The sequence below is a fragment of the Achromobacter sp. ISS7 genome, from assembly GCF_056523125.1.
In genome coordinates, this window is sequence record NZ_JAWRZD010000001.1 from 865,597 (window position 1) to 885,439 (window position 19,843).

15 protein-coding genes are annotated in these 19,843 nt (G+C 69.7%); 4 read left to right on the plus strand and 11 right to left on the minus strand.

What is annotated here, in order from left to right; genetic code table 11:
* Positions 1-126: 126 nt before the first annotated feature.
* Both AC1HFW_RS04025 and AC1HFW_RS04030 read right to left on the minus strand, forming a co-directional pair.
* Positions 127-2,823 (minus strand): penicillin-binding protein 1A, encoded by a 2,697-nt coding sequence (locus AC1HFW_RS04025; protein ID WP_479281893.1) that lies wholly within the window; start codon positions 2,821-2,823, stop codon positions 127-129.
* A gap of 215 nt (positions 2,824-3,038) precedes the next feature.
* Positions 3,039-3,845, minus strand: coding sequence for an AraC family transcriptional regulator (locus AC1HFW_RS04030; RefSeq protein WP_241073088.1), 807 nt, complete (start codon positions 3,843-3,845; stop codon positions 3,039-3,041).
* Between the two features lie 171 nt (positions 3,846-4,016).
* Between AC1HFW_RS04030 and AC1HFW_RS04035 the strand changes: the two genes are divergently transcribed.
* The gene (locus AC1HFW_RS04035; RefSeq protein ID WP_479281895.1) at positions 4,017-5,270 is read left to right on the plus strand and encodes an MFS transporter; all 1,254 of its coding nucleotides are present in this window, start codon (positions 4,017-4,019) and stop codon (positions 5,268-5,270) included.
* A 75-nt stretch (positions 5,271-5,345) separates the two neighbouring features.
* On the opposite strand, the gene pgaD is transcribed toward AC1HFW_RS04035, so the two are convergent.
* From pgaD to pgaA, 4 genes are read right to left on the minus strand one after another with little or no spacing between them, the layout of a single operon-like run.
* Positions 5,346-5,792, minus strand: coding sequence for a poly-beta-1,6-N-acetyl-D-glucosamine biosynthesis protein PgaD (pgaD, locus tag AC1HFW_RS04040; RefSeq protein ID WP_006394110.1), 447 nt, complete (start codon positions 5,790-5,792; stop codon positions 5,346-5,348).
* On the minus strand, positions 5,789-7,126 hold the full coding sequence (gene pgaC, locus AC1HFW_RS04045; protein ID WP_116521442.1) for a poly-beta-1,6-N-acetyl-D-glucosamine synthase: 1,338 nt from the start codon (positions 7,124-7,126) through the stop codon (positions 5,789-5,791). The genes pgaD and pgaC overlap by 4 nt, the downstream gene beginning before the upstream one ends.
* Positions 7,123-9,156 carry a poly-beta-1,6-N-acetyl-D-glucosamine N-deacetylase PgaB gene (pgaB, locus tag AC1HFW_RS04050; protein ID WP_479281897.1) on the minus strand — a complete coding sequence of 678 codons (2,034 nt, stop codon included), beginning with the start codon at positions 9,154-9,156 and terminating at the stop codon, positions 7,123-7,125. Before pgaB ends, pgaC begins: the two co-directional genes overlap by 4 nt.
* Before the next feature lie 7 nt (positions 9,157-9,163).
* Positions 9,164-11,683: a poly-beta-1,6 N-acetyl-D-glucosamine export porin PgaA gene (gene pgaA, locus AC1HFW_RS04055; RefSeq protein WP_479281898.1), complete on the minus strand. Its 2,520-nt coding sequence runs from the start codon at positions 11,681-11,683 to the stop codon at positions 9,164-9,166.
* Positions 11,684-12,223: 540 nt separating this feature from the next.
* Here pgaA and AC1HFW_RS04060 point away from each other — a divergent pair.
* Positions 12,224-13,450, plus strand: a complete 1,227-nt coding sequence (locus AC1HFW_RS04060) for a sensor domain-containing diguanylate cyclase (RefSeq protein WP_061071742.1) — start codon at positions 12,224-12,226, stop codon at positions 13,448-13,450.
* Positions 13,451-13,452: 2 nt separating this feature from the next.
* Here the strand turns inward: AC1HFW_RS04060 and AC1HFW_RS04065 are convergent, their stop codons facing one another.
* Entirely contained in the window at positions 13,453-15,360 is a 1,908-nt protein-coding gene (locus AC1HFW_RS04065; RefSeq protein WP_420534862.1) for a S9 family peptidase, read from the minus strand.
* A 161-nt stretch (positions 15,361-15,521) separates the two neighbouring features.
* Here AC1HFW_RS04065 and AC1HFW_RS04070 point away from each other — a divergent pair, with 161 nt between their 5' ends.
* Positions 15,522-15,977 carry a BPTD_2524 family lipoprotein gene (locus AC1HFW_RS04070; protein ID WP_479281900.1) on the plus strand — a complete coding sequence of 152 codons (456 nt, stop codon included), beginning with the start codon at positions 15,522-15,524 and terminating at the stop codon, positions 15,975-15,977.
* Between the two features lie 19 nt (positions 15,978-15,996).
* Here the strand turns inward: AC1HFW_RS04070 and AC1HFW_RS04075 are convergent, their stop codons facing one another.
* Positions 15,997-16,422: a PaaI family thioesterase gene (locus AC1HFW_RS04075; RefSeq protein WP_238888726.1), complete on the minus strand. Its 426-nt coding sequence runs from the start codon at positions 16,420-16,422 to the stop codon at positions 15,997-15,999.
* A 167-nt stretch (positions 16,423-16,589) separates the two neighbouring features.
* Between AC1HFW_RS04075 and dinB the strand changes: the two genes are divergently transcribed.
* Complete coding sequence (gene dinB / locus AC1HFW_RS04080; RefSeq protein ID WP_006394118.1) at positions 16,590-17,672, plus strand: DNA polymerase IV; 1,083 nt, start codon at positions 16,590-16,592, stop codon at positions 17,670-17,672.
* A 27-nt stretch (positions 17,673-17,699) separates the two neighbouring features.
* Here the strand turns inward: dinB and AC1HFW_RS04085 are convergent, their stop codons facing one another.
* The 3 genes from AC1HFW_RS04085 to AC1HFW_RS04095 form a co-directional block, all read right to left on the minus strand.
* Positions 17,700-18,839 (minus strand): hypothetical protein, encoded by a 1,140-nt coding sequence (locus tag AC1HFW_RS04085; RefSeq protein WP_479281902.1) that lies wholly within the window; start codon positions 18,837-18,839, stop codon positions 17,700-17,702.
* 2 nt (positions 18,840-18,841) lie between these two features.
* A complete protein-coding gene (locus AC1HFW_RS04090) occupies positions 18,842-19,303 on the minus strand; it encodes a GatB/YqeY domain-containing protein (RefSeq protein ID WP_006394120.1) in 462 nt (153 codons plus the stop codon).
* A gap of 95 nt (positions 19,304-19,398) precedes the next feature.
* Positions 19,399-19,839 (minus strand): hypothetical protein, encoded by a 441-nt coding sequence (locus tag AC1HFW_RS04095; protein WP_061071738.1) that lies wholly within the window; start codon positions 19,837-19,839, stop codon positions 19,399-19,401.
* Positions 19,840-19,843 lie beyond the last annotated feature (4 nt).

A 19,843-nucleotide genomic window follows, 5' to 3' on the forward strand; every position in this document is an offset into this window, starting at 1 on the left:
GCGGCGCATTCCACTATCCGAAATGCGAATTATTCCGGATGATAGTTTATCCATGCGTGCGCCGGCAAGGCCGGCTTTTCCCGGGGGGCGGCCCGTGCAACACGGGCCGAGAGGGGGCTGTGGCGCCTAGAGCGGCCGCGCGGCCAGCGGCCCGACGCCGTTGACGGCGCTGGCGCGGGCGCCGCCCAGCGGATCGGCCTCGACGCGCGGCACCGGGATCGGCGGGATCGGGGTATTGCCGCCGTCGCCGCCGCCCAGCGAGCCGCCGAGGGCGCCGCCGCCGGCGGCCGGCACGGGGATCGGCTGCGCCACCGGCGCCTGCTGGGCCGGCATCGGTTGCGCGGGCGCTTGCGCGCCGGACTGGGGCGTACCCGCCTGGGGCGTACCCGCCTGGGGCGGAGTCGCCGGCGGCAGCGCCGCGCCGGGGGCGGGCAGGGGCCGCACCGAGTTGTCGACGCCGTCGGTGGAGCGGTTGTTGTTGAGGAAGTCGGTCAGCGGGTCGCCGCTGGACAGGTCCAGCGAAGCCACCGCCTGGCCCGGCGGGAATTCGTTGAAATAGTATTCGCCGTTGTCCACCAGCAGGCCGTCGGGACGCGGCGCCGGCTTGGCCTCGGGCACGCCCTTGAGCGCCGGCTGCATGTAGTCGAGCCAGGTGGTCAGCGCCAGGCCGCTGCCGAATTCATTGGTGCCCAGCGACTTGGGCTGGTCGAAGCCCATCCAGACCGTGGTGGCCAGGCTGGGGGTGAAGCCGGAGAACCAGACGTCGACCGCCTCGTTGGTGGTGCCAGTCTTGCCGCCCACGTCGTTGCGCTTGAGCACCTGGTGCGCGCGCGCCGCGGTGCCGCTGGTGGTGACGCCGCGCAGGATGTCGTCCATGACCCAGGCGGTGCGCGGGTCGATGGCGCGCGCGGCGGCGTCGCCCGCCACCACTGGCTGCGCCTGCATCAGCACGTTGCCCGAGCGGTCGGTGACCTTGGCCACCAGGTAGGGCGTGACGCGGTAGCCGCCGTTGGCGAACACGCTGTAGCCGTTGACCACCTGCAGCGGCGTGGCGCCGCCGGCGCCCAGACCCAGCGGCAGCACGGCCGGCCAGCGCGCCTTGTCGAAGCCGAAGCGGGTCAGGTAGTCCTGCGCGTACTGCGGGCTGATGGCCTGCAGGATGCGGATGGTGACCATGTTCTTGGACTTGTACAGGCCCTGGCGCAGCGTCAGCATGGGCTCGTAGCGGTTGCCGTCGTTCTTGGGCTGCCAGTCCTTCGAGCCGGTCTGGGCGGCGGTCAGCATGAACGGCTGGTCCGAGATCTGCGTGGCGGGCGTCAGGCCGCGCTCGAGGGCCGCGGCGTACACGAACGGCTTGATGTTCGAGCCCGGCTGGCGCCAGGCCTGCGTGACGCGGTTGAAGGTGCCGCGGTTGTAGTCGAAGCCGCCGATCATGGCGCGGATGGCGCCGTCCTGCGGCACCATCGACACCAGCGCCGCCTGCAGCGCCGGCATGTTGATGATTTCCCAGCCGTCGCCGTTCTTGTGGATGTAGACCACCGAGCCGCGCTGGATGCGCTGGCTGTCGCTGGCCTTGGGGTTGAGCGCGCGCGCCACCACCGACAGCGCCTTCTTGTCGGAGATGGTGATGATGTCGCGGGCGCTGCGCGCCACGGTCACTTCCTGCGGGCTGGCGGCCAGCACCACGGCGGTGAGCAGGTCTTCGCTGTCGGGCGTCTTTTCCTGCACGCCGTCGAGCAGGTCGTCCAGCGCCGCGGGGTCCTTCTCGACGCCGTCGGGCAGTTCGATCTGGTCTTCGGGGCCGGGGTAGGGCGCGCGGCGGGTGTAGTCCATCACGCCATCGCGCACGGCGCGGTAGGCGGCTTCCTGGTCCTTGGAGTCGATCGTGGTGTAGACGTCGATGCCCTTGGAGTAGGTCTGTTCCTGGAACACGCCGTACATCAGCTGGCGCGCCAGTTCGGCCGGGTAGTCGCCGTGGATGGCGAAGCCGCGGATGCTGGAGCCGTCGCTGCCGCGGATGGTCAGGCGCTGCTTGAGGGCCTCGTCGGCCTGTTCCGGCGTCAGGTAGCCGAGCGTCTTCATGCGGCCCAGCACGTAGTGCTGGCGGATCTCGGCGCGCGCGAAATTGGTGATGGGATTGAAGCGCGAGGGCGCCTTGGGGATGCCGGCCAGCATCGCGGCTTCGGCCGGCGTCACTTCCGACAGCGGCTTGCCGAGGTAGGTGCGCGAGGCGGCGGCGAAGCCGTAGGCGCGGTGGCCCAGGTAGATCTGGTTCATGTAGAGCTCGAGGATCTGGTCCTTGGTGAGCTCGGATTCAATCTTGTAGGTCAGCAGCAGTTCGTAGAACTTGCGCGAATAGGTCTTCTCGGACGACAGGTAGAAATTGCGCGCCACCTGCATGGTGATGGTGCTGCCGCCCTGGGTCTTGGATTGCTTGACGAGGTTGACCAGCACGGCGCGCGCCATGCCCATCCAGTCGACGCCGCCGTGCTGGTAGAAGCGGTCGTCCTCGGCCGACAGCACCGCCTGGCGCATCACCGGCGGGATTTCATCGAAGCGCAGCACGTTGCGGTGTTCTTCGCCGTATTCGCCGATCAGGACCTTGTCGGCGGTGTAGATGCGCAGCGGCACCCGCGGCCGGTAGTCGGTCATGGCGTGCAGGTCCGGCAGGCTGGGCCAGGCGATCGCCAGCGCCAGGCCGACCAGGACCGCCCCGCAGACACCGAGGCCGGCGACGGCGACGCCAGCCTTGACGAGGAGTCGTTTCCAGGGAAAGCCCGATTTGCCGCCCGGGTTGGCGGAGGATTGCTGGGGGGTGCTCATTGCAGGCGATTCTAGGGCAGAACGCTATAGACCGGCGATGGCGCCGGAAGGTTTCGGTAACCAAACTTGCCCGCGGGGAGGAACCGGCGTACGGGCCAAGGATATGGGGACGGGTTTGAGCATACGCGCTGCGCGGCTTTCACGCAGCGCGACAGGGCAAGCGCGCGCTGAAATGTATTGCGCGCCGTGACAAACGGCAAGGCCGGTTGCAGATGTCATGGGGCCTCCGCCCGCAGGTAGCGTTGCGGCGGCGCGCCCAGCGCGCGGTGGAACATGGCGCTGAAGGCGCTGGGGCTGCGATAGCCCAGGTCGGCGGCGATGCGCGCCACCGGCACGCCCAGCGACAGGCGGCAGACTGCGTCGGCCAGGCGCACCTGCTGCACCCACTGGCGGTAATTCAGTCCCAATTCAGCCTGGAACAGCCGAATCAGGGTGCGCGCGCTGGCGCCGACCTCGCTGGCCCAGTCCTCGATGCCGCGCTGCAGGCCGGGGCGGTCGAGGATGGCTTCGCAGATGGTCTGCAGGCGGCGGTCGCGCGGCCAGGGAATCTGGATCGGCACCACGCGGGCGGCGGCCAGTTCGGACAGGATCAGCGCCGCCACCTGCTCGGCCCGTCCGCCCAGCGGATAGTCGATGGGCTCGGCGGTCAGCGCCAGGATCAGTTCGCGCAGCAGGCCGCTGACTTCGATCACCTGGCATTGCGGCCAGTAGGCCTGCGCGGCGTCGGGATGGATGTACAGCGAGCGCATCGAGACCGCGCCGATCATGTCGACGCCGTGCGGCACGCCGGCCGGGACCCACAGCGCGCGCAGCGGCGGCAGGGCCCAGAAGCCGCTCGGGGTGGTGACGTGCATCACGCCCTCGACGGCGTAGATGAGCTGGGCGCGCGGATGGGAATGGGCGCCGGTGCGGGCGCCGGCGGTGAATTCCTTGGCCATCGCCGTCACGCCGCGGGGGCGGTCCTGGTAGTCCTGGGCGTCGATGCTGCGGGCCGGGTCGAGGCGCGCGGGCCGAGTGGGCATGGTGTCACTTCCGACAAAAGGAGGAAGCCGGATTCATGGTGGGGAAAGCGCTATTTTGTCACTTTCCCGACGAAAATTGTCAGTCGCGGGCGGAGCGCCGTTCCTACACTAACCAGGGCGCCCGGCGTGAGGTCGGACGCATTCCCGTTTCCTTTTTCCTTTTCCCTATCCATGAACTCCGCCCAGAATCCCGCCGCCGGGCTGCCGGACCGCGCCGCGTCCGCCGCGCCGGCGCCGAACCCCGCCGTTGCCGACCCATCCACCGCGTTCGCGGTGCTGGGCGCCATCAGCGTGGCGCACCTGATGAACGACATGATCCAGTCGATCCTGTTGGCCATCTATCCGATGCTGAAGGATTCGTTCAGCCTGTCGTTCGCGCAGATCGGCCTGATCACGCTGGTGTACCAGCTGGCGGCCTCGCTGCTGCAGCCGTTCATCGGCTTCTACACCGACCGCAATCCCAAGCCGTATTCGCTGCCGGTGGGCATGGGCTTCACGCTGGCCGGCCTGCTGCTGCTGTCGGTGGCGCCGTCGTTCGGCTGGCTGCTGGTGGCGGCGGTGCTGGTGGGCACGGGCTCGTCGGTGTTCCATCCGGAATCGTCGCGGGTGGCGCGCATGGCCTCGGGCGGGCGCCATGGGCTGGCGCAGTCGCTGTTCCAGGTGGGCGGCAACGTCGGCTCGGCGCTGGGGCCGCTGCTGGCGGCGCTATTCATCATTCCGCATGGGCAGCGCAGCGTGGCCTGGTTCTCGCTGGCGGCGCTGTTCGGCATGGTGGTGCTGACCGGCATCGGCCGCTGGTACAGCGCCAACCGCGTGCGCCTGAAGCCGCGCGCCCGGCGCGAGGGCGGCGGCCACGGCCTGACCCGCAACCAGGTGCTGGGCGCGCTGGCCGTGCTGGGCCTGCTGGTGTTCTCGAAATACTTCTACCTGGCCAGCCTGAACAGCTATTTCACCTTCTACCTGATCGACAAGTTCGCGCTGTCGGTGCGCGAGGCGCAGCTGTACCTGTTCCTGTTCCTGGCCGCGGTGGCGGTGGGCACGGTGGTGGGCGGGCCGGTGGGCGACCGCATCGGCCGCAAGATCGTGATCTGGGTGTCGATCCTGGGCGTGGCGCCGTTCACGCTGCTGCTGCCGTACGCCAACCTGTTCTGGACCGGCGTGCTGGTGGTGATCATCGGCGTGGTGCTGGCGTCGGCCTTCTCGGCCATCGTGGTGTATGCGCAGGAACTGGTGCCGGGCAAGGTCGGCATGATCGCCGGCCTGTTCTTCGGCTTCGCCTTCGGCATGGGCGGGCTGGGCGCGGCGGCGCTGGGCAAGCTGGCCGATGCCACCAGCATCGGCTATGTGTACCAGGTCTGCGCCTACCTGCCGCTGCTGGGCGTGGTGGCGGTGCTGCTGCCGAACGTGGAGCGCAAGCGCGCCTGATGGCGCGCGGCGCGAGGCCGGGCGCGCCGCTGATGGCCATGGGTGGCCATCCTTCGGTCCGCTCCGTATCCGTCTTCAGGCGGCCGACACGGCGGCCAGGCGCGGGCGGGCAGCCTCGATGGCCTGGATCTCGCCGTCGCCGCCGTGGTGGATGATGGTGACGCGAGCGGCCCGCAACTGGGTGATCTGGCGTGGCGTGACGGCGAAGCTCAGGGCCAGCCGCTGGTCGTCCAGCGGCGCGATCGGCTGGCGCCGGTCCTTGCCGCCGAAGCGCAGGTGGTTGTAGGCCGCCCACAAGACCAGCACCGCTGCATTCAACAACGCCAGCACGGCGTAGCTGCCCAGCGTCTGCAGCGAGGGCAGGAAGGTCGGCCAGAGCGGCGCCTGCGGTCCGCTGGCCGCGCCGCGCAGGATGGCGACGATGCCGGCGCCGAACAGGTAGACGAAGGCGAACCAGCCCACCGCGGTCAACAGCAGGTCGAACAGATAGCCCGCGCGCGAGCGTTGCGTGGTGATGATCATGATGCGTCCGGTGATTTGATGCCGCGGTCGGGGCTGGTCCAGCGCGCGCGCTTGGCCTGCTTGCGCAGCATGACTTTGGGGAAACTGACCAGGGTGGTGAACAGGCTCACCATCCAGTAGGCCAGGGGATACCAGATGACCCAGTAGAGCGCGCGCGACAGGCCCGGCTCGTAGCGGCGGTCGATCAGGATGCTGATGGCGAACTGCAGCAGGCACACCACCGCCAGCATCATGCCGGTGAAGGCGGGCGGCATCAGGCTGGCGATGTGCATGTTGTTGGGCAGGGTCACGACCTGGCTGATGAGCCACAGCAGCACCGACACGCCGAAGGCGAAGGCCCAGGCCGTCGACAGGCAGAACTCCAGCATCAGCGGCCACAGGCGGCGGTGGCGCCAGCTCCAGATCGAGCGCAGGTTCTTCAGGAACACCTCGGCGCCGCCCTGGGCCCAGCGCAGGCGCTGCTTCCAGATCCCGCGCAACGTCTCGGGCATCAGGATCCAGCACAGGCCGCGCGGCTCGTAGAAGATCGACCAGTGGTCGCGCTGCAGCTTCCAGCTGATGTCGATGTCCTCCGTGATCATGTCCAGGCTCCAGTAGCCGACCCGGTCCAGCGCCGCGCGCCGGAAGGCGGCGACCACGCCGGACACCGTGAAGACCTGCCCGTAGACGCGCTGGGTGCGCTTGATAAGGCCGATGATGGACGAGAACTCGCCCACCTGGATGCGGCCGATCAGGGTCGAGCGGGTGCGGATGCGCGGGTTGCCGGTGACCGCGCCCACGCGCGGGTTGTCGATCAGCGGCGCCACCAGGTAGGCGGCGGCGTCGGGGTCGAGCACCGCGTCGCCGTCGATGCAGACCAGGTATTCGCTGCGCGCGGCCAGCGCGCCCATGCGCAGCGCCATGGCCTTGCCCTGGTTCTGCGCCAGGTGCACCACCCGCAGGCGCGGATGCTGTTCGGCCAGCCGGTCCAGCATCGGCCCGGTGGCGTCGCTGGAGCCGTCGTTGATGGCGATGACCTCGATGTTCGGGTAGCGCTGGTTGAGCGCGGCCAGCAGGGTTTCCTCGCCGTTGTCGGCCTCGTTGTAGCAGGGCACCAGGATCGACACCAGCGGATCGCCGGCCAGCGCCGGCGGCGTCGATCCGGGGCCCCACTGCCAGCGCCGTTCCCAGTGCCACCAGAAGTACAGGCCGCCGGCCATCCACATGCCGGACATGAACAGCGGATAGAAGAAGACGAAGCCCAGCAGCGCCTGGCCGGTCAGCATCATGGTGAAGCCGAACGGCGCGCCGAGCACCGCCAGCAGGATAATCAGGGCAATCAGACGGTCGATCATCGGAGGGGATACCAGGCTTCGGAGATGGCGGGCCGGATGCCTTGCAACCGGGGCTGGTCTTGCGAGAAGTCGTCGGGGTAGTAGCCGAAGCTGCGCGCGCCGCGCAGTTGCAGGCGCTGCATCCAGCCGGCCAGCACCGCGGTGTCGATCGGCGTGGCCTCGGGACGCCCCGGGCCGGTGCGCCAGTCGCGCGCCTGCAGTTCGAACACGGTCCTGTCGAGCGCGCCGGGGCGCCGCGCCACGGCGTCGACCAGCCGGTCGAGCCAGGCGTTTTCCTGGCCCTTGGGCACGTTTTCCATCAGCGGCATGGCCATGGGGGCGGTCCAGTCGTAGGCGCCCAGGAAATCGTCCAGGTTCTGCGCGAACCAGGTCTCGGACTGCGGTTCCAGGATCGGCATGGCGAAGAGGTTGCGGGCGGTCTTGATCTGCGGGCCGCGCACGGCGCGCACGCGCTCGGTCAGCTCGGCGGTGAAGTCGACCAGGGCGCGGCTCTTGAAGCGGGTCCAGCGTTGCAGCGTGTCCGGATCGGCGCGCAGCTGGCCGATGTCGGCGGGCAGGCCGGCGGCGCGGTAGGCCGCCAGCGCGCCGGGGCTGGCGTCCTCGAAGTCGGACAGCACGGCGTCGTCGTGGAACAGGATGCCGTCGAAGATGGCGTGGCGCGCCAGGTCTTCGTACAGGTCGCCGATGCGGGCCCGCGCGGTGGCGTCGAACGGCGACAGGCGGCGGTACTGGTCCGGATCGGGGCGCGCCTCGGCCTGGCCAGGCTGCCAGCGCGTGACCCGCGGGATCGAGGCGTCCAGGTCATAGGCCAGCACCGGCATCCAGGCGTACACCATGACGTTGGCGCGGTTGTGCAACTGCCAGGCGGCGCGGTTGAACAGGTCGGCGCGCACCGGCAGCCAGCGGTTGGGGAAGTACACCGAACGCACCAGGCCGTCGCCGGTCGGGTCCGAATACGCCTGCAGGAACACGGTGTTGATCTGCAGGTCGAGGATGCGCTGCACCAGCTCGCCCAGGTTGCGGTCGGTCTGCGCCGGGTCCGGGTCGTAGACGTAGTCCAGGTCCACGTGGGCCACGCGCATGGACGGCGTGGCTTCCATGCCGACGATGCTGTTGGCGAAGGGCTTGAGCGGCGGGTCGCTGGCCAGCAGCATGCGCGGCGTCGACATCAGCCGGTCCAGGCGGCCCGGGCCGTCTTCCAGCGTCAGCGCCAGCTCGTAGCCGTTGTCGGCGGCGATGCGCAGCGTGCTGCCGCCCTCGGCGCCATAGGGCCAGACCCAGACGCGCGGCTTCCTGCCGGTGACCTGCTCGATCTTGCGGCTGATGGCGCGCACGTCGCCGCCCATGCGGGCCTGGAACTGGGCCTCGGTCTCGTAGTTGCCGGTCTTGGCGTCGTAGGCGCGGATCGCCGCGGCCGGCTCGGTGTTGCCCTGCGGGTTGGCCGGCGCGCCGTAGTGCGAGGCGTCGGTGTGGGCGGCGATCTCGACCAGGCCGGACTGCGAGATCAGGCGGATCTCGTTCCAGTCCAGGAAGCGGCGGCGCGGTTCCGGGCTGCCGCCGAAGTCGACCGGCTTGTTGGCGGGGGTGTCCATCCAGGTGCCCACGGGCGCCAGCAGCGCCGGCCAGCGGTGGGCCTTCAGGATCGGCAGCACGCGGGTGTAGAAGCTGCGGTAGCCGTCGTCGAACGACAGCAGCACGGCGCGCTCGGGCAGCGGCTTGCCGCCCTGGCGCGCGGCCAGGATCTGGTCGACCGAGACGGCCTGGTAGCCGTTCTCGCGCAGCCAGGCCAACTGGTCGACGAGGCGGTCGGTGCGCACGCTCAGGAAGGCTTGGTCGGGGTCGTCGTCCTCGACGTCGTGGTACGCCAGGGCCAGGAAATTCCCGGCGACCCAGGGTTTTTCGGCGGCCGCCACGGGCCGTTCGGACGGCGGCGTGTAGACCGGGATGTCCTTGGCGCAGGCGGTCAGCGCCAGGATGGCCAGCAGCAACAGGGCCGCCAGCAGGAGTCGGGTGGGTAGCTTGAGCAACATGGCGGTCTCAGAAGCGGTAGGCAAGGTCGAACACGATGCGCAGTTCGCGCTCGCGCTGGCCGTCGTACGGGCGGCTGATGCCGGTGACCATCGCGCCCATGTCCAGGACGTCGTTGGCGCGGTAGCGCTGGCCATAGCCCAGCGCGATGACGCCGCCGGTGCCGTGGCCTTGCTGGGTGTAGGTGCCGGCGCCGGCGGTGCCGATCTGTTCCCAGGCGGTTTCGTAGCGGCGGTACAGCGTGTGGGTCAGGCGCACGCCGGGCAGCGCCATCAGGTCCGAACGCGGGTTGTAGTAGGGCGCGTCGTCGCGGCTGTTGCGCTGGGTCGACAGGTCCAGCGTCAGGTCGGCCTTCAGGTGCGGCGCGGTGTAGACGCGCTCGCGCCCGGCCAGTCCCAGTTCCCAGCGCTGGTTGCCGTCGGAAAAGCGCGACGGCGACAGCGACAGCGTCCATTCGCGCCGCTCATTGGCGCGCCAGCGCACGAAGCCGGTCAGGCGGTTGGAGGTGATGTCGTTGGTCAACGCCCGCAGCGGGGTCTCGCGCGACAGCAGTTCGCCCGAGCCGCCCACCTGCCAGTGGTCGTCGATGTCGTAGGCCGCCGACAGGCGCAGGCCGGGTTTGACGCCGTGGCCGTAGCTGTGGGTCGAGACTTCGCCCTCGACCGTCAGGTCGCGGCCGCGCCATTCGACGCCGGTGCGCAGCCAGCGGTAATTGCCGCGTCCTTCCTCGAAGTCGCCGGTGGCGTAGCCGCCGCCGCCAAAGGCGCGCCAGTTGTAGTCGATGGGCGGCGAATACAGCACCGCGTCGATGCCGAAGTCGCCATTGCCGTTGACTGGGCTGTCCGAGGCTAGGCCGCGATAGCCGCTGATGCGCAGCTCGGCCTTGTTGTGCACTTCCCATTCGCGCGCCAGGCGGCGGCTGGTGAGGTTTTCCGGCGCGCGCGTCAGGGTGTCGGCGGACAGGGCCTCGGCCTGGCGCCATTCCTGCAGGTCCATCGCGGTGAAGCCCTGGCCGTTCTCGACAGAGAGCGCGCGCGGCGCCAGGGTCTCGGCCAGTTTCAGTTCGCGTTCCGAGGCGCGCGGCAGGTCGCGCCGGCGGTACAGCGAGGCCAGGTCGGCGCGCAGCGTGGAGTTGTTGGGCGCGTTCTCGACCATGCCGCGCAGGCGCTGTTCGGCCGAGACCGTGTCGTCGGCCAGCTGGCGCGCGGCGGCCACGGTCTGGGCGCTTTCGAGCTTCAGGTCGTTGGGGTTGCGGGTGGCCTGGCCCTTGTAGTACAGCCAGGGCGCGTAGCCCGATTCGATGGCGTCGGTGACGGCGTCGGTGTCGTCGAATTCCTCGGCTTCGGCCAGCGCGTAGTACAGGCCGGTTTCGGTGCTGAGGCGGTCTTCGGCGTCGTCGTCGCGGCTGGCGCCGTCGGCGCCGACCTGGCGGTAGAGGTCGCGGGCCTTTTCGGGTTGGCGCAGGTACAGGTAGGCCGAGGCGACGTCGTTCAGCGCATAGCGCGGCACCGCCACGCCCTGGGCGTGCAAGGCTTCGTATTCGCGCACCACGTCAGCCATGCGGACCCGCGCATGCAGCGCGTGCAGGCGGTCGATGCGGGCGCGCAGCACGTCCTGGCGCGCCGGTTCGCCCAGGGCTTCCCAGGCCGGGATCAGGACGTCGTAGCGCGCCAGCGCGCGGTCGGCGATGGCGAAGCGCTCGGCCTCGCCGCGGGTCGGCATGGCGGCCAGCCGGACCTGCTGGGCCAGCGCGTCGCCCTCGAGCCGGCGCAACTGCGCGGCATCGAACAGGTCGGGGTGCTGGCGCGCCAGGTCCAGCGCGGGCTGCGCCAGACGGGCGCGGCTGAGGGCGTCGATGTATTCGCGCAGCACGTAGGGCGTGCCGGGCGCGATCGCCAGCGCCTGGTCGGCCTGGTGCAGGGCTTCGTAGGGCTGGCGCAGCCGCACGTGGACATAGCCCAGCGCCAGGCGCGCGTCGGCGTCGCGCGGCGCGCGCTTGATCCAGGCGCGGCCGGCGGCGAGCGCGGCCTCGGTCTGGCCGGCATCGGCCAGGGTCATGATTTCGCCGGCGGCGAAGGCGGCCTGGCCGGGATGGCGGCGCAGGCCGGCGCGATAGGCCGCCAGGGCCTCGGGCCAGCGGCGCAGGTCGCGGTAGGCGCGCGCCGCCGCCAGCTGGATGTCGGCGGGCAGGGCGGCGGCCGGCGGCAGGGATTCGTAGGCGGCGACCGCCTCGGCCGGCCGGCCGGCCCAGCCGGCGATGACGATGTGGTCGTAGACCGCCTGGCGGCCGGCGCCCGCGCCCTGGCGCAGCATGGCCAGGGCCGGTTCGTAGTCGCCGGCGCGAGCGCGCGCGATCAGCGCGTCATAGTCGGCGGCGGGGGCGGCCAGCGCCAGCGAGGGGGCCAGCAGCGCGCAGGCCGTCAGGGCGCGCAGCGCCGAGGCGGCGGCCCGCTGCCGCGGGCCCGCCTGCGTGGCGGGCCCGGTGTCGTGGCCCGCTTGACCCCAAAGGGGCAGAGTTCCTTTCAGCATCCGTAGTACTTCCGCAGTTGCGACGAGGGCGCTCAGGGCTCCGCCGGCCGGACGCGCGGGTCGCGTTGCCGAAGGCGCGGCGCGGACGCGAAGGGGCGCCGGCGGCGGATGGGTGAGCGTTGGGTAGTGACTGCGCGGCGCCCGCTGCGGGGACCTTCGCACTCGCGCGAAGGAGTGCATGGCTAGTACGCGCCACGCCCGTGGGGCGTGGTTGCGGCGCTTCTGGCGACGCCGGCAACAGGTCGAACTTTATGGGTTTTCGGCCGATCCAACTGTCAATTAGTGCAAAGGGTGGATCGTTGTTACGAAGCTTGGCGTATTCTCTGTTGCATACCGCGCAACCGTCGTGGCGGTATGCCGGTATTGGGGCAGACCTGGTACGGAACGTTGTGCGCGACGGAAAGGGTTCGCATGGTTCGCCATGCAGGTAACAAAAAACGTCAAAAGTGCAGGTCTGTAACGCGTCCCTGAACCTGCATCCGGTGCAACAGATGTTCCTAGCGACGGCGACCGCCCCCAAAGGCGCGAGCCGGCAAAAACATGACGACTTCTTTATTTTTCCTGGTGTGGGGCCTGGCGACGGCCCTGGCGCTGCCGCTGTTGTTGCCCTTGCATGCGCGCGGCGGGGTGCCGGGCGTGCAGGTCTTCATCTGGGCCAACGCGCTGGCGGTGCTGTCGCTGCTGGGCTATGCCTCGTCCGAGATCATGCCGCCCGCCGCCTACGTGCTGCTGTCCAACGCCTCGTGGCTGGCCGCGATGAGCCTGGTCTACGTGGGCGTGCGGCAGTTCTTCGGGTTGCGGCCACAGGCGCTGCGCGTGGCCCTGATGGCGCTGGCCGCCATCGTGGGGATGGCGGTGATGCTGTACGGCGTGGATTACCTGAGCGGGCGCATCAGCCTGTTTTCCGGCTACACCGCCGCGCTGATGGCGACGACCTGTTCGGTGGTGTACCGCCAGCGCCGCACCATCCAGACGCCGGGGGTGGTGCTGTACGTGCTGCTGTCGATGGGCGGGCTGGCCGCGCTGCATGCCTTGCGCGTGGCGGTGTACGGCAGCGGCTGGGTGCCGCCGGCGTCGCTGGTGGATCCGACGCCCTGGGGCCTGTTCTTCATCGTCTGCGGTTCGGTGACGGTGCCGGCCCTGTTCCTGGCGCTGCTGTTGCTGATCCAGACTTCCCTGTCGGAGCAGATGCAGGCCGCGCTGACCTTCGACAGCCTGACGGGGGCCTACTCGCGCCGCAGCATCCTCGATGAACTGGAACACGAGCTGCGGCGTTGCGCCCGCAGCGGCGGCCGGCTGGCGGTGCTGGTGCTGGACATCGACCACTTCAAATCGATCAACGACCGCCATGGCCACGCCACGGGCGACGTCGCGTTGCGCCATTTCTCGCAGGTGGTGCCGCGGGCCGTGCGCGCCAGCGACCGTTTCGGCCGCCTGGGCGGCGAGGAATTCGTGCTGCTGATGTACGACTGTGATGCCGCCCGCGCGCTGGTGCAGGCGCAGCGGGTCTGTGATGCCTTGCGCGATTCGCCGCTGCAGCTGCCGGGGCAGGAACTGCGCATGACGGCCAGCGGCGGCGTGGCGACCTTGCAGCCGGGCGATACCGCCGACGGCATCCTGGCCCGCGCCGACCTGGCGCTGTACAAGGCCAAGGAACTGGGACGAGACCGGGTCGAGATGGCCTGGAGCGGACGTGCGCCGGGCCGCCCGCAGGCGGCCCGGGAGGATGGGCAGGGCGAGGCCGCCGACCTGGCGACCGAGGCCTGACCCTAGGGCTTGAGGTGTTCGGTGAAGAACTTTTCCATCGCCGCGTAGAACTCGAACTTGTTCTCGTCGTTGTGGAAACCGTGGCCTTCGTTGTCCTTGACCATGTATTCCACTTCGACGCCGCGGGCCTTGAGCGCCTTGACCATCTGGTCGCTCTCGTCCTTGTTGACGCGCGGGTCCTTGGCGCCCTGGGCGACGAACAGCGGCGTCTTGATGCGGTCGGCGTGCAGCGCCGGCGAAGTGGCGGCCAGGCGGTCCTTGTCGCGCACGGGGTCGCCGACCATGTCCTGCATCTTGTCCAGCATCGGCTTCCAGTAGGGCGGAATCGACTTCATGAACGTGAACAGGTTGGACACGCCGACGTAGTCGACGGCGGCCGCGTACAGGTCGGGCGTGAAGGTCACGCCGGCCAGCGTGGCGTAGCCGCCGTAGCTGGCGCCGTAGATGCCGATGCGCTTGGGGTCGGCGATGCCCTGCTTGACCAGCCATTCGACGCCGTCGGTGATGTCGTCCTGCATCTTCAGGCCCCATTGGCCGAAGCTGGCTTCCCAGAAGCGGCGGCCGTAGCCGGTGGAGCCGCGGAAGTTCATCTGCAGCACGCAGAAGCCGCGGTTGGCCAGGAACTGCACCTCGGGGTTGTAGCCCCAGCCGTCGCGCGCCCACGGGCCGCCGTGCGGGTTGACGATGCACGCCAGGTTCTTGGGATCGCGCCCGGCCGGCAGCGTCAGGTAGCCGTGGATGGTGAGGCCGTCGCGGCTCTGGTAGCTGATCGGCTGCACCCGCGACATGTCGGCCTCGGGGATGGCCGGGTTGATGTCGGCCAGCTTGGAGAGCGTGTCGGCGCGCGCGTCGTAGATGTAGCGCGAGCCGGGCGTGCGGTCGTTGTAGGCGGCGACGATGAACTTGTCCTCGTCGCGGTTGGCGCCCTGGATGGCGAACTGGTAGCCCTCGAGCTGGGCTGACAGTTTCTTGAACAGGGTTTCGGTCTCGGCGTCGAAGAACTTGTACTGCGGCTTGTCGGTCTGGTACGAGGCCACCGTCAGCACGCGGCGCTTGCGCGAGAAGCCGGCGGCGTCCAGGTCGACCGTGTCCGGGGTGAAGATCTCGTCTTCCTTGTCGGGACTGGCCGGGTCGATCACCACCAGCGCGAGCTTGTCGCGGCCGCGGTTGGACAGGGCGTAGAACTTCTTGTCGTCGAAGGTGAAGAAGGCCGGGCTGACGCTGGTGCGGTAGTCGGTGGTGAACAGCGGGCGGAATTCCGAGGCTTCGTTGTCGCGGTAGAGCAGGGTGGTGTTCAGGCCGTCGCTGGTGACGGCGGCGCGCACCTTGCCGGCGTGGTCGGTCTGCCAGCCGACGATGTTGCCGGGGTTCTGCGCCACCAGCACGCCGGCGCCGGTGTGCACGTTGACGCGGTAGACGTCGAACACCTGCGGGTCGCGCTGGTTGTGGCTGATCAGGATGTGGTCGGGGTCGTCTTCTAGGTCGTCCTCGATGCTGGCGCGCACGCCGTCATAGGGGGTCAGGTCGGTGACCTTGCCGCTCTTGGCGTCCACCGCCAGGACGTGGAAGTTCTCGTCGCCGCCGAAGTCCTTCTGGTAGAGCACCACGTCGGGGCCTTTCCAGAAGAAATTGCTGATGTCGCGGGCCGATTCGCTGGTCAGCTTGCGCGGTTCGCCCACCGGCTTGCTGCCGTCCAGCGCCTGGACGTAGATGTTCATGCGCGGCGGCTTGCCGTCGACGCTGGTGGGCTGCATAAAGCCCAGGGTCTTGCCGTCGTCGGCCAGGCGGAAGAAACCGCGTTCCGGATTGCGGAAAAAGTCTTTCAGGGGGTAGGCCCGGGGGGGCTGCGCGGCGGCGCTGGCGCCCAGGGAGGCGCCGACGATGCCGGCGGCCATGAGGGTGTGTTTCATGAATGAGAGCAAGGCATACCTCCGACGGTTTCATCCGGCCGCCATGCGCCGCCGGACTCGTCGATAATGCCATAGCCGCGGCCGGGGTGTCGAACCGGCCAGGCCTCTTATGCCGGTGTCCCGTTTGCGGGATAATCGCGGCTATCAATCTGGAGAAATACATGGTTCGGAATCTGGTCGTGGCGTCGGCGCTGGCCTTGGGCCTGGCGGGCTGCTCGCTGGGCATTTCGCAGGACGGCGCCTCGCCGCACAGCGAATTCAAGGCGCCCGTCGCTTTCAAGGACGCCTACGCCACCACGGTGCGCCAGGCCAACGCCTGCCTGCGCAGCACCGACAACGCCTACCGCGTGGTGTCGAACCTGGACGAAAGCGCCCAGACCGCCGTGGTGCGGGTGCTGGCGCCGTACACCGACAACGAAATGACCCGGGTCGACCTGAAGGCGGCCGGCCCCAAGACCACCGATACCCGCATCGTGATGTGGGGCAAGGGCACCTGGGACGCGGCCGCGATGCGCGCCATGCAGGACGCGATCTACTACGGCATGAGCTCGTGCGCCAGCTACATGCCGCTGGATCCGCGCCCGCCGGTCAAGCCGTCGCGCGACCTGCCGAAATAACGGCGGCGGCGCCGTCCGTTCAGTCGCCGCCCGGGCGGCGGCGGATGATCTTGAAGGTGGCGGTGGCGCGCGCCACCAGTTCGCCGTCGGCGCGGCGGATGTCGCCTTCACAGAAGGCGATGGAGCCGCCCCGGCGCAGGCAGCGCGCCTCGATCACCAGGTCGCCGGTGCCCGGCGACAGGAAGGTGGTGTTCATGTCGATGGTGGCCATGCCCTCGGTGGCCTCGGCCGATCCGCGCGCCGCGGCGCTCAGGGTGAAGTCCAGCACGCTCATCAGGGTGCCGCCGTGCACGTCGCCGCGGCTGTTGGTCAGGTCTTCGCGCCACGGCAGCGAAGTGCGGGCATAGGCCGGCCCGATCTGCTCGGGCACCAGGCCCAGGAAACGCATGAAGGGAATCGCCAGGCCGAAATACTCGCCCGGGGCGGGGGTTGCGGTTGCAGTCATCGAAGGGGGCACGCGGGGAAAGGGGAAGACGGGAATTTGGCGGTCATAATATCCACTTTTATGCTGCCGACCCGAGCGGATTCGTCGGCAGTGGCCGTTTTTTCCGGTGATCGTACTTTTCGCGCCCCTGCCGGCGCCATGCGGTCGCCGATCCGTTTTTCATTGACATGAGCGACGCCAGCCGCAAGATCGTACACATCGACATGGATGCGTTCTACGCCTCCGTGGAGCAGCGCGACAACCCCGACCTGCGCGGCCAGCCGGTGGTGGTGGCGTGGACCGGGCCGCGCTCGGTGGTGTGCGCGGCCTCCTATGAGGCGCGCCGCTTCGGCGTGCATTCGGCGATGTCGGCGGTGCGCGCGCAGCGGCTCTGTCCGCAGGCGGTCTACGTGCCGCCCGACTTCAACCGCTATCGCGAGGTGTCGCGCCAGATCCGCCAGATCTTCGCCCGCCATACCGACCTGATCGAGCCGCTGTCGCTGGACGAGGCCTACCTGGACGTCACCGTCAACAAGCTGGGATTGCCGTCGGCCACCGAGGTGGCGCAGGTGATCCGCCAGCAGATTCGCGCCGAGACCGGCCTGACCGCGTCGGCGGGCGTGGCGCCCAACAAGTTCCTGGCCAAGATCGCTTCCGACTGGAACAAGCCGGACGGCCAGTTCGTGATCCGTCCGACTCGGGTGCTGGAATTCCTGCAGCCGCTGCCGGTGCGCAAGGTGCCGGGCGTGGGCAAGGTGACGCAGGCGCGGCTGGAGCAACTGGGCATCCAGACCGTGGGCGACCTGGCCACGCACGGGGTCCAGGAACTGGAACACTACTTTGGCCGCTATGGCCGGCGCCTGTACGAGCTGGCGCGCGGCATCGACGAGCGCGAGGTGCAGACCGACCAGCCGCTGCAGCAGGTGTCGGCCGAGACCACGTTTTCCGAAGACGTGCGGCTGGAGGCGATCGGCGAGGCCATCGACCGCATGGCCGAGAAGGTCTGGAGCCAGGCGCTGAAAAAGGGCGCGCTGGGCCGCACGGTGGTGCTCAAGCTCAAGACCGACCGCTTCCGCATCCTGACGCGCAGCCAGACCAGCCCGCATCCGCCGGCCTCGGCCGCCGAACTGGCGGCGCAGGCGCGGCTGCTGTGCGAGCGCGTCGACCTGCCGGCGCAGACGCTGTACCGGCTGGCCGGCGTGGGCATGAGCAATTTCGCCGACCCGCAGGAGCAGACGCGCCAGCCGGACCTGTTCGGCGGCGCGTTCTGAGGCACGGGGGGGGCGGCGGACGCCGTGTCAGGCGCCGCCGAGTTCCCGCTTGATGGAGGCGTTCTTGATGGCCTTGCGGCAGCGCGCGACGTAGGCCGGGTCGTTGGGGGAGGCCAGGCCCAGTTCCAGCAGCAGCCAGTCGCGCAGCCGCGCATCGCCGTGCTTGAGCTTGGGATCCATGGCGTCGACGCGCGCGAACAGGGCGTCGAATTCCTGCGCGTCGCGCGCGGCGCCGGCGGCCTTTTCACGGACGCAGAAGGCGGGCACCAGGAAACTCAGGCCGTCGCCGCTGTCGGCGCTGGCCAGGTCGGGGTGCCGCGCCAGCGTGTCCCGCAGCGCCTCGTAGGCGCCGGCGTCGATGACCGGTTGCAGCGCGTATTCGCGGTAGGCCGCGCCGATGCGCTTGTTGGCGCACAGGTCGAGCGCGGCCTGCAGGCCCTCGCGGGCGCTGACGGCGGCCACCAGCCGGCTCTTGATCGTGTCGATCTCGTGGCGTTCGCTGCGCGTATTGCACTGGGGCAGCAGCTTGAGCGCGGCGGCGGCGTCGCCCTGGTCGGCCGCGTCGCGCAGCAGGATGCGGTAGCCCTGGTAGCGGTTGTCTTCCTCGCGGAAGATGTGGGTGACGCGCAGTTGCTGGATGTGGGGTTCGGCCGCGGCGGCGCGCGCCGGCTGGCTCGCGCCGGCGTGCAGGGCCTGCGCCAGCGCGTCTTCGATGATGTGCAGGGTGACGTGGTTGAAGACGATGTCGTCGCGCAGCGGCGCGATGGCCTGCGCCATGGCGGCGGGCGCCAGGCCCGTGGCCTGGAACAGCAGGTACAGGCAGCGGGTGTAATCCAGCGTGCCGTCGGCGTCGCTCGGGCGGCCATGGCTGCCGCGCCACAGGCCCAGCGTCACCGGGCGCGCCTCGCGGTAGCCCAGGGCCGAGCCGCCGCCCGCGCCCCAGCCGTGGCCGTTGTCCGGCTCGGCGGCCAGGCGTTCGATCACGGGTGCGATGGCGTCCGACAGGCGGCGCAGGGCCGCGGGGTCGGCCTGCAGTGGATCGGCAATGGCGGTGTCGTAGCGCGACTCGAAATGCTGCCGCGCCAGGTTGATCGCCGCCACGCAGTCGCCGATCGCCCCGCGCAGCGGCGGGGCCAGGGCGTCCAGCGCGTCGGCGGCGCCGGCCATGCTCAGGCGAGCCGGCTCTTGACTTGCTGCGACAGCGCGGTCATGTCGGCGCGGCCGGCCAGCGATTGCTTCAGCAGCGCCATGACCTTGCCCATGGCGGGAGCGCCGGTGACACCCTGCGCGGCCACTTCAGCCAGGGCGGCGTCGATGGCGGCGGACACTTCCTCGGGCGTGGCGGCCTGCGGCAGGAATTCCTGCAGCACGACCAGTTCGGCCTTTTCCTGCTCGGCGGTCTCGGTGCGGCCGGCCTGCTCGAACGCGGCGATGGATTCGCGGCGCTGCTTGACCTGCTTTTCGATGATGCCGGTGATCTCGGCGTCGGTCAGGTCACGGCGTTCGTCGACTTCCTTCTGCTTGACGGCGGCCAGCAGGAAACGCAGGGTGGCGAGGCGCTCGGTCGCCTTGGCGCGCATGGCGTCCTTGACGGCGTCGGAGAGGCGGGTCTTGAGCGTAGCGGTGCTCATGGGGGAACCTTTGTGGTGTTGCGTCAAAGGCGCAGTGTAACCGTGGGGCGGCCGTCCGTGGGACGGCCCTCCGCGCTGGCTGGCCAGGGCGGCCCTTACTTGACCTGGGCCAGGTCGCCGCGCAGGGCGACGCCGGCCACCATGGCGCCGGCGTGGCATTCGTAGTCGGTCTTGCTGCTGTATTCGTTCTTGCGGTAGTAGCTGACGATGTTGGTGACCGCGTTGGCGCCGGCCTTCTTGGCGGCTTCGTGCAGGGCGATCACGGCCGATTGCGCCACCCACAGGCAGGCCTCGGCGTCCTTCTTGGCGAAGGCGTTGGTCTTGCGGTTGGTGACCACGCCGGCTTCCAGCACCTTGCCCTTGGGGCCGGTGCCCGCCAGGTAGAACTTGACGCTGCCGTCGATCTTGCCGGCGGCCTGGGCGGCCTCGATGGCCGGTTGCAGCGGCAGGAACACGGTGCGGTCCGCGGCCAGCGCCGGGGCCGAGCAGGCGAGCGACAGGGCCAGGGCGCCAAACAGCTTATGGGAGACGTTCATGGGG

Bases quoted from the DNA above. Each gene is read 5' to 3' on its own strand.
- AC1HFW_RS04095 (WP_061071738.1), bottom strand. From the start codon at position 19,839: ATGAACGTCTCCCATAAGCTGTTTGGCGCCCTGGCCCTGTCGCTCGCC.
- AC1HFW_RS04075 (WP_238888726.1), bottom strand. From the start codon at position 16,422: ATGACTGCAACCGCAACCCCCGCCCCGGGCGAGTATTTCGGCCTGGCG.
- AC1HFW_RS04060 (WP_061071742.1), top strand. From the start codon at position 12,224: ATGACGACTTCTTTATTTTTCCTGGTGTGGGGCCTGGCGACGGCCCTG.
- AC1HFW_RS04065 (WP_420534862.1), bottom strand. From the start codon at position 15,360: ATGAAACACACCCTCATGGCCGCCGGCATCGTCGGCGCCTCCCTGGGC.
- AC1HFW_RS04070 (WP_479281900.1), top strand. From the start codon at position 15,522: ATGGTTCGGAATCTGGTCGTGGCGTCGGCGCTGGCCTTGGGCCTGGCG.
- AC1HFW_RS04035 (WP_479281895.1), top strand. From the start codon at position 4,017: ATGAACTCCGCCCAGAATCCCGCCGCCGGGCTGCCGGACCGCGCCGCG.
- dinB (WP_006394118.1), top strand. From the start codon at position 16,590: ATGAGCGACGCCAGCCGCAAGATCGTACACATCGACATGGATGCGTTC.
- pgaB (WP_479281897.1), bottom strand. From the start codon at position 9,156: ATGTTGCTCAAGCTACCCACCCGACTCCTGCTGGCGGCCCTGTTGCTG.
- pgaC (WP_116521442.1), bottom strand. From the start codon at position 7,126: ATGATCGACCGTCTGATTGCCCTGATTATCCTGCTGGCGGTGCTCGGC.
- pgaA (WP_479281898.1), bottom strand. From the start codon at position 11,683: ATGCTGAAAGGAACTCTGCCCCTTTGGGGTCAAGCGGGCCACGACACC.
- AC1HFW_RS04090 (WP_006394120.1), bottom strand. From the start codon at position 19,303: ATGAGCACCGCTACGCTCAAGACCCGCCTCTCCGACGCCGTCAAGGAC.
- pgaD (WP_006394110.1), bottom strand. From the start codon at position 5,792: ATGATCATCACCACGCAACGCTCGCGCGCGGGCTATCTGTTCGACCTG.
- AC1HFW_RS04025 (WP_479281893.1), bottom strand. From the start codon at position 2,823: ATGAGCACCCCCCAGCAATCCTCCGCCAACCCGGGCGGCAAATCGGGC.
- AC1HFW_RS04085 (WP_479281902.1), bottom strand. From the start codon at position 18,839: ATGGCCGGCGCCGCCGACGCGCTGGACGCCCTGGCCCCGCCGCTGCGC.
- AC1HFW_RS04030 (WP_241073088.1), bottom strand. From the start codon at position 3,845: ATGCCCACTCGGCCCGCGCGCCTCGACCCGGCCCGCAGCATCGACGCC.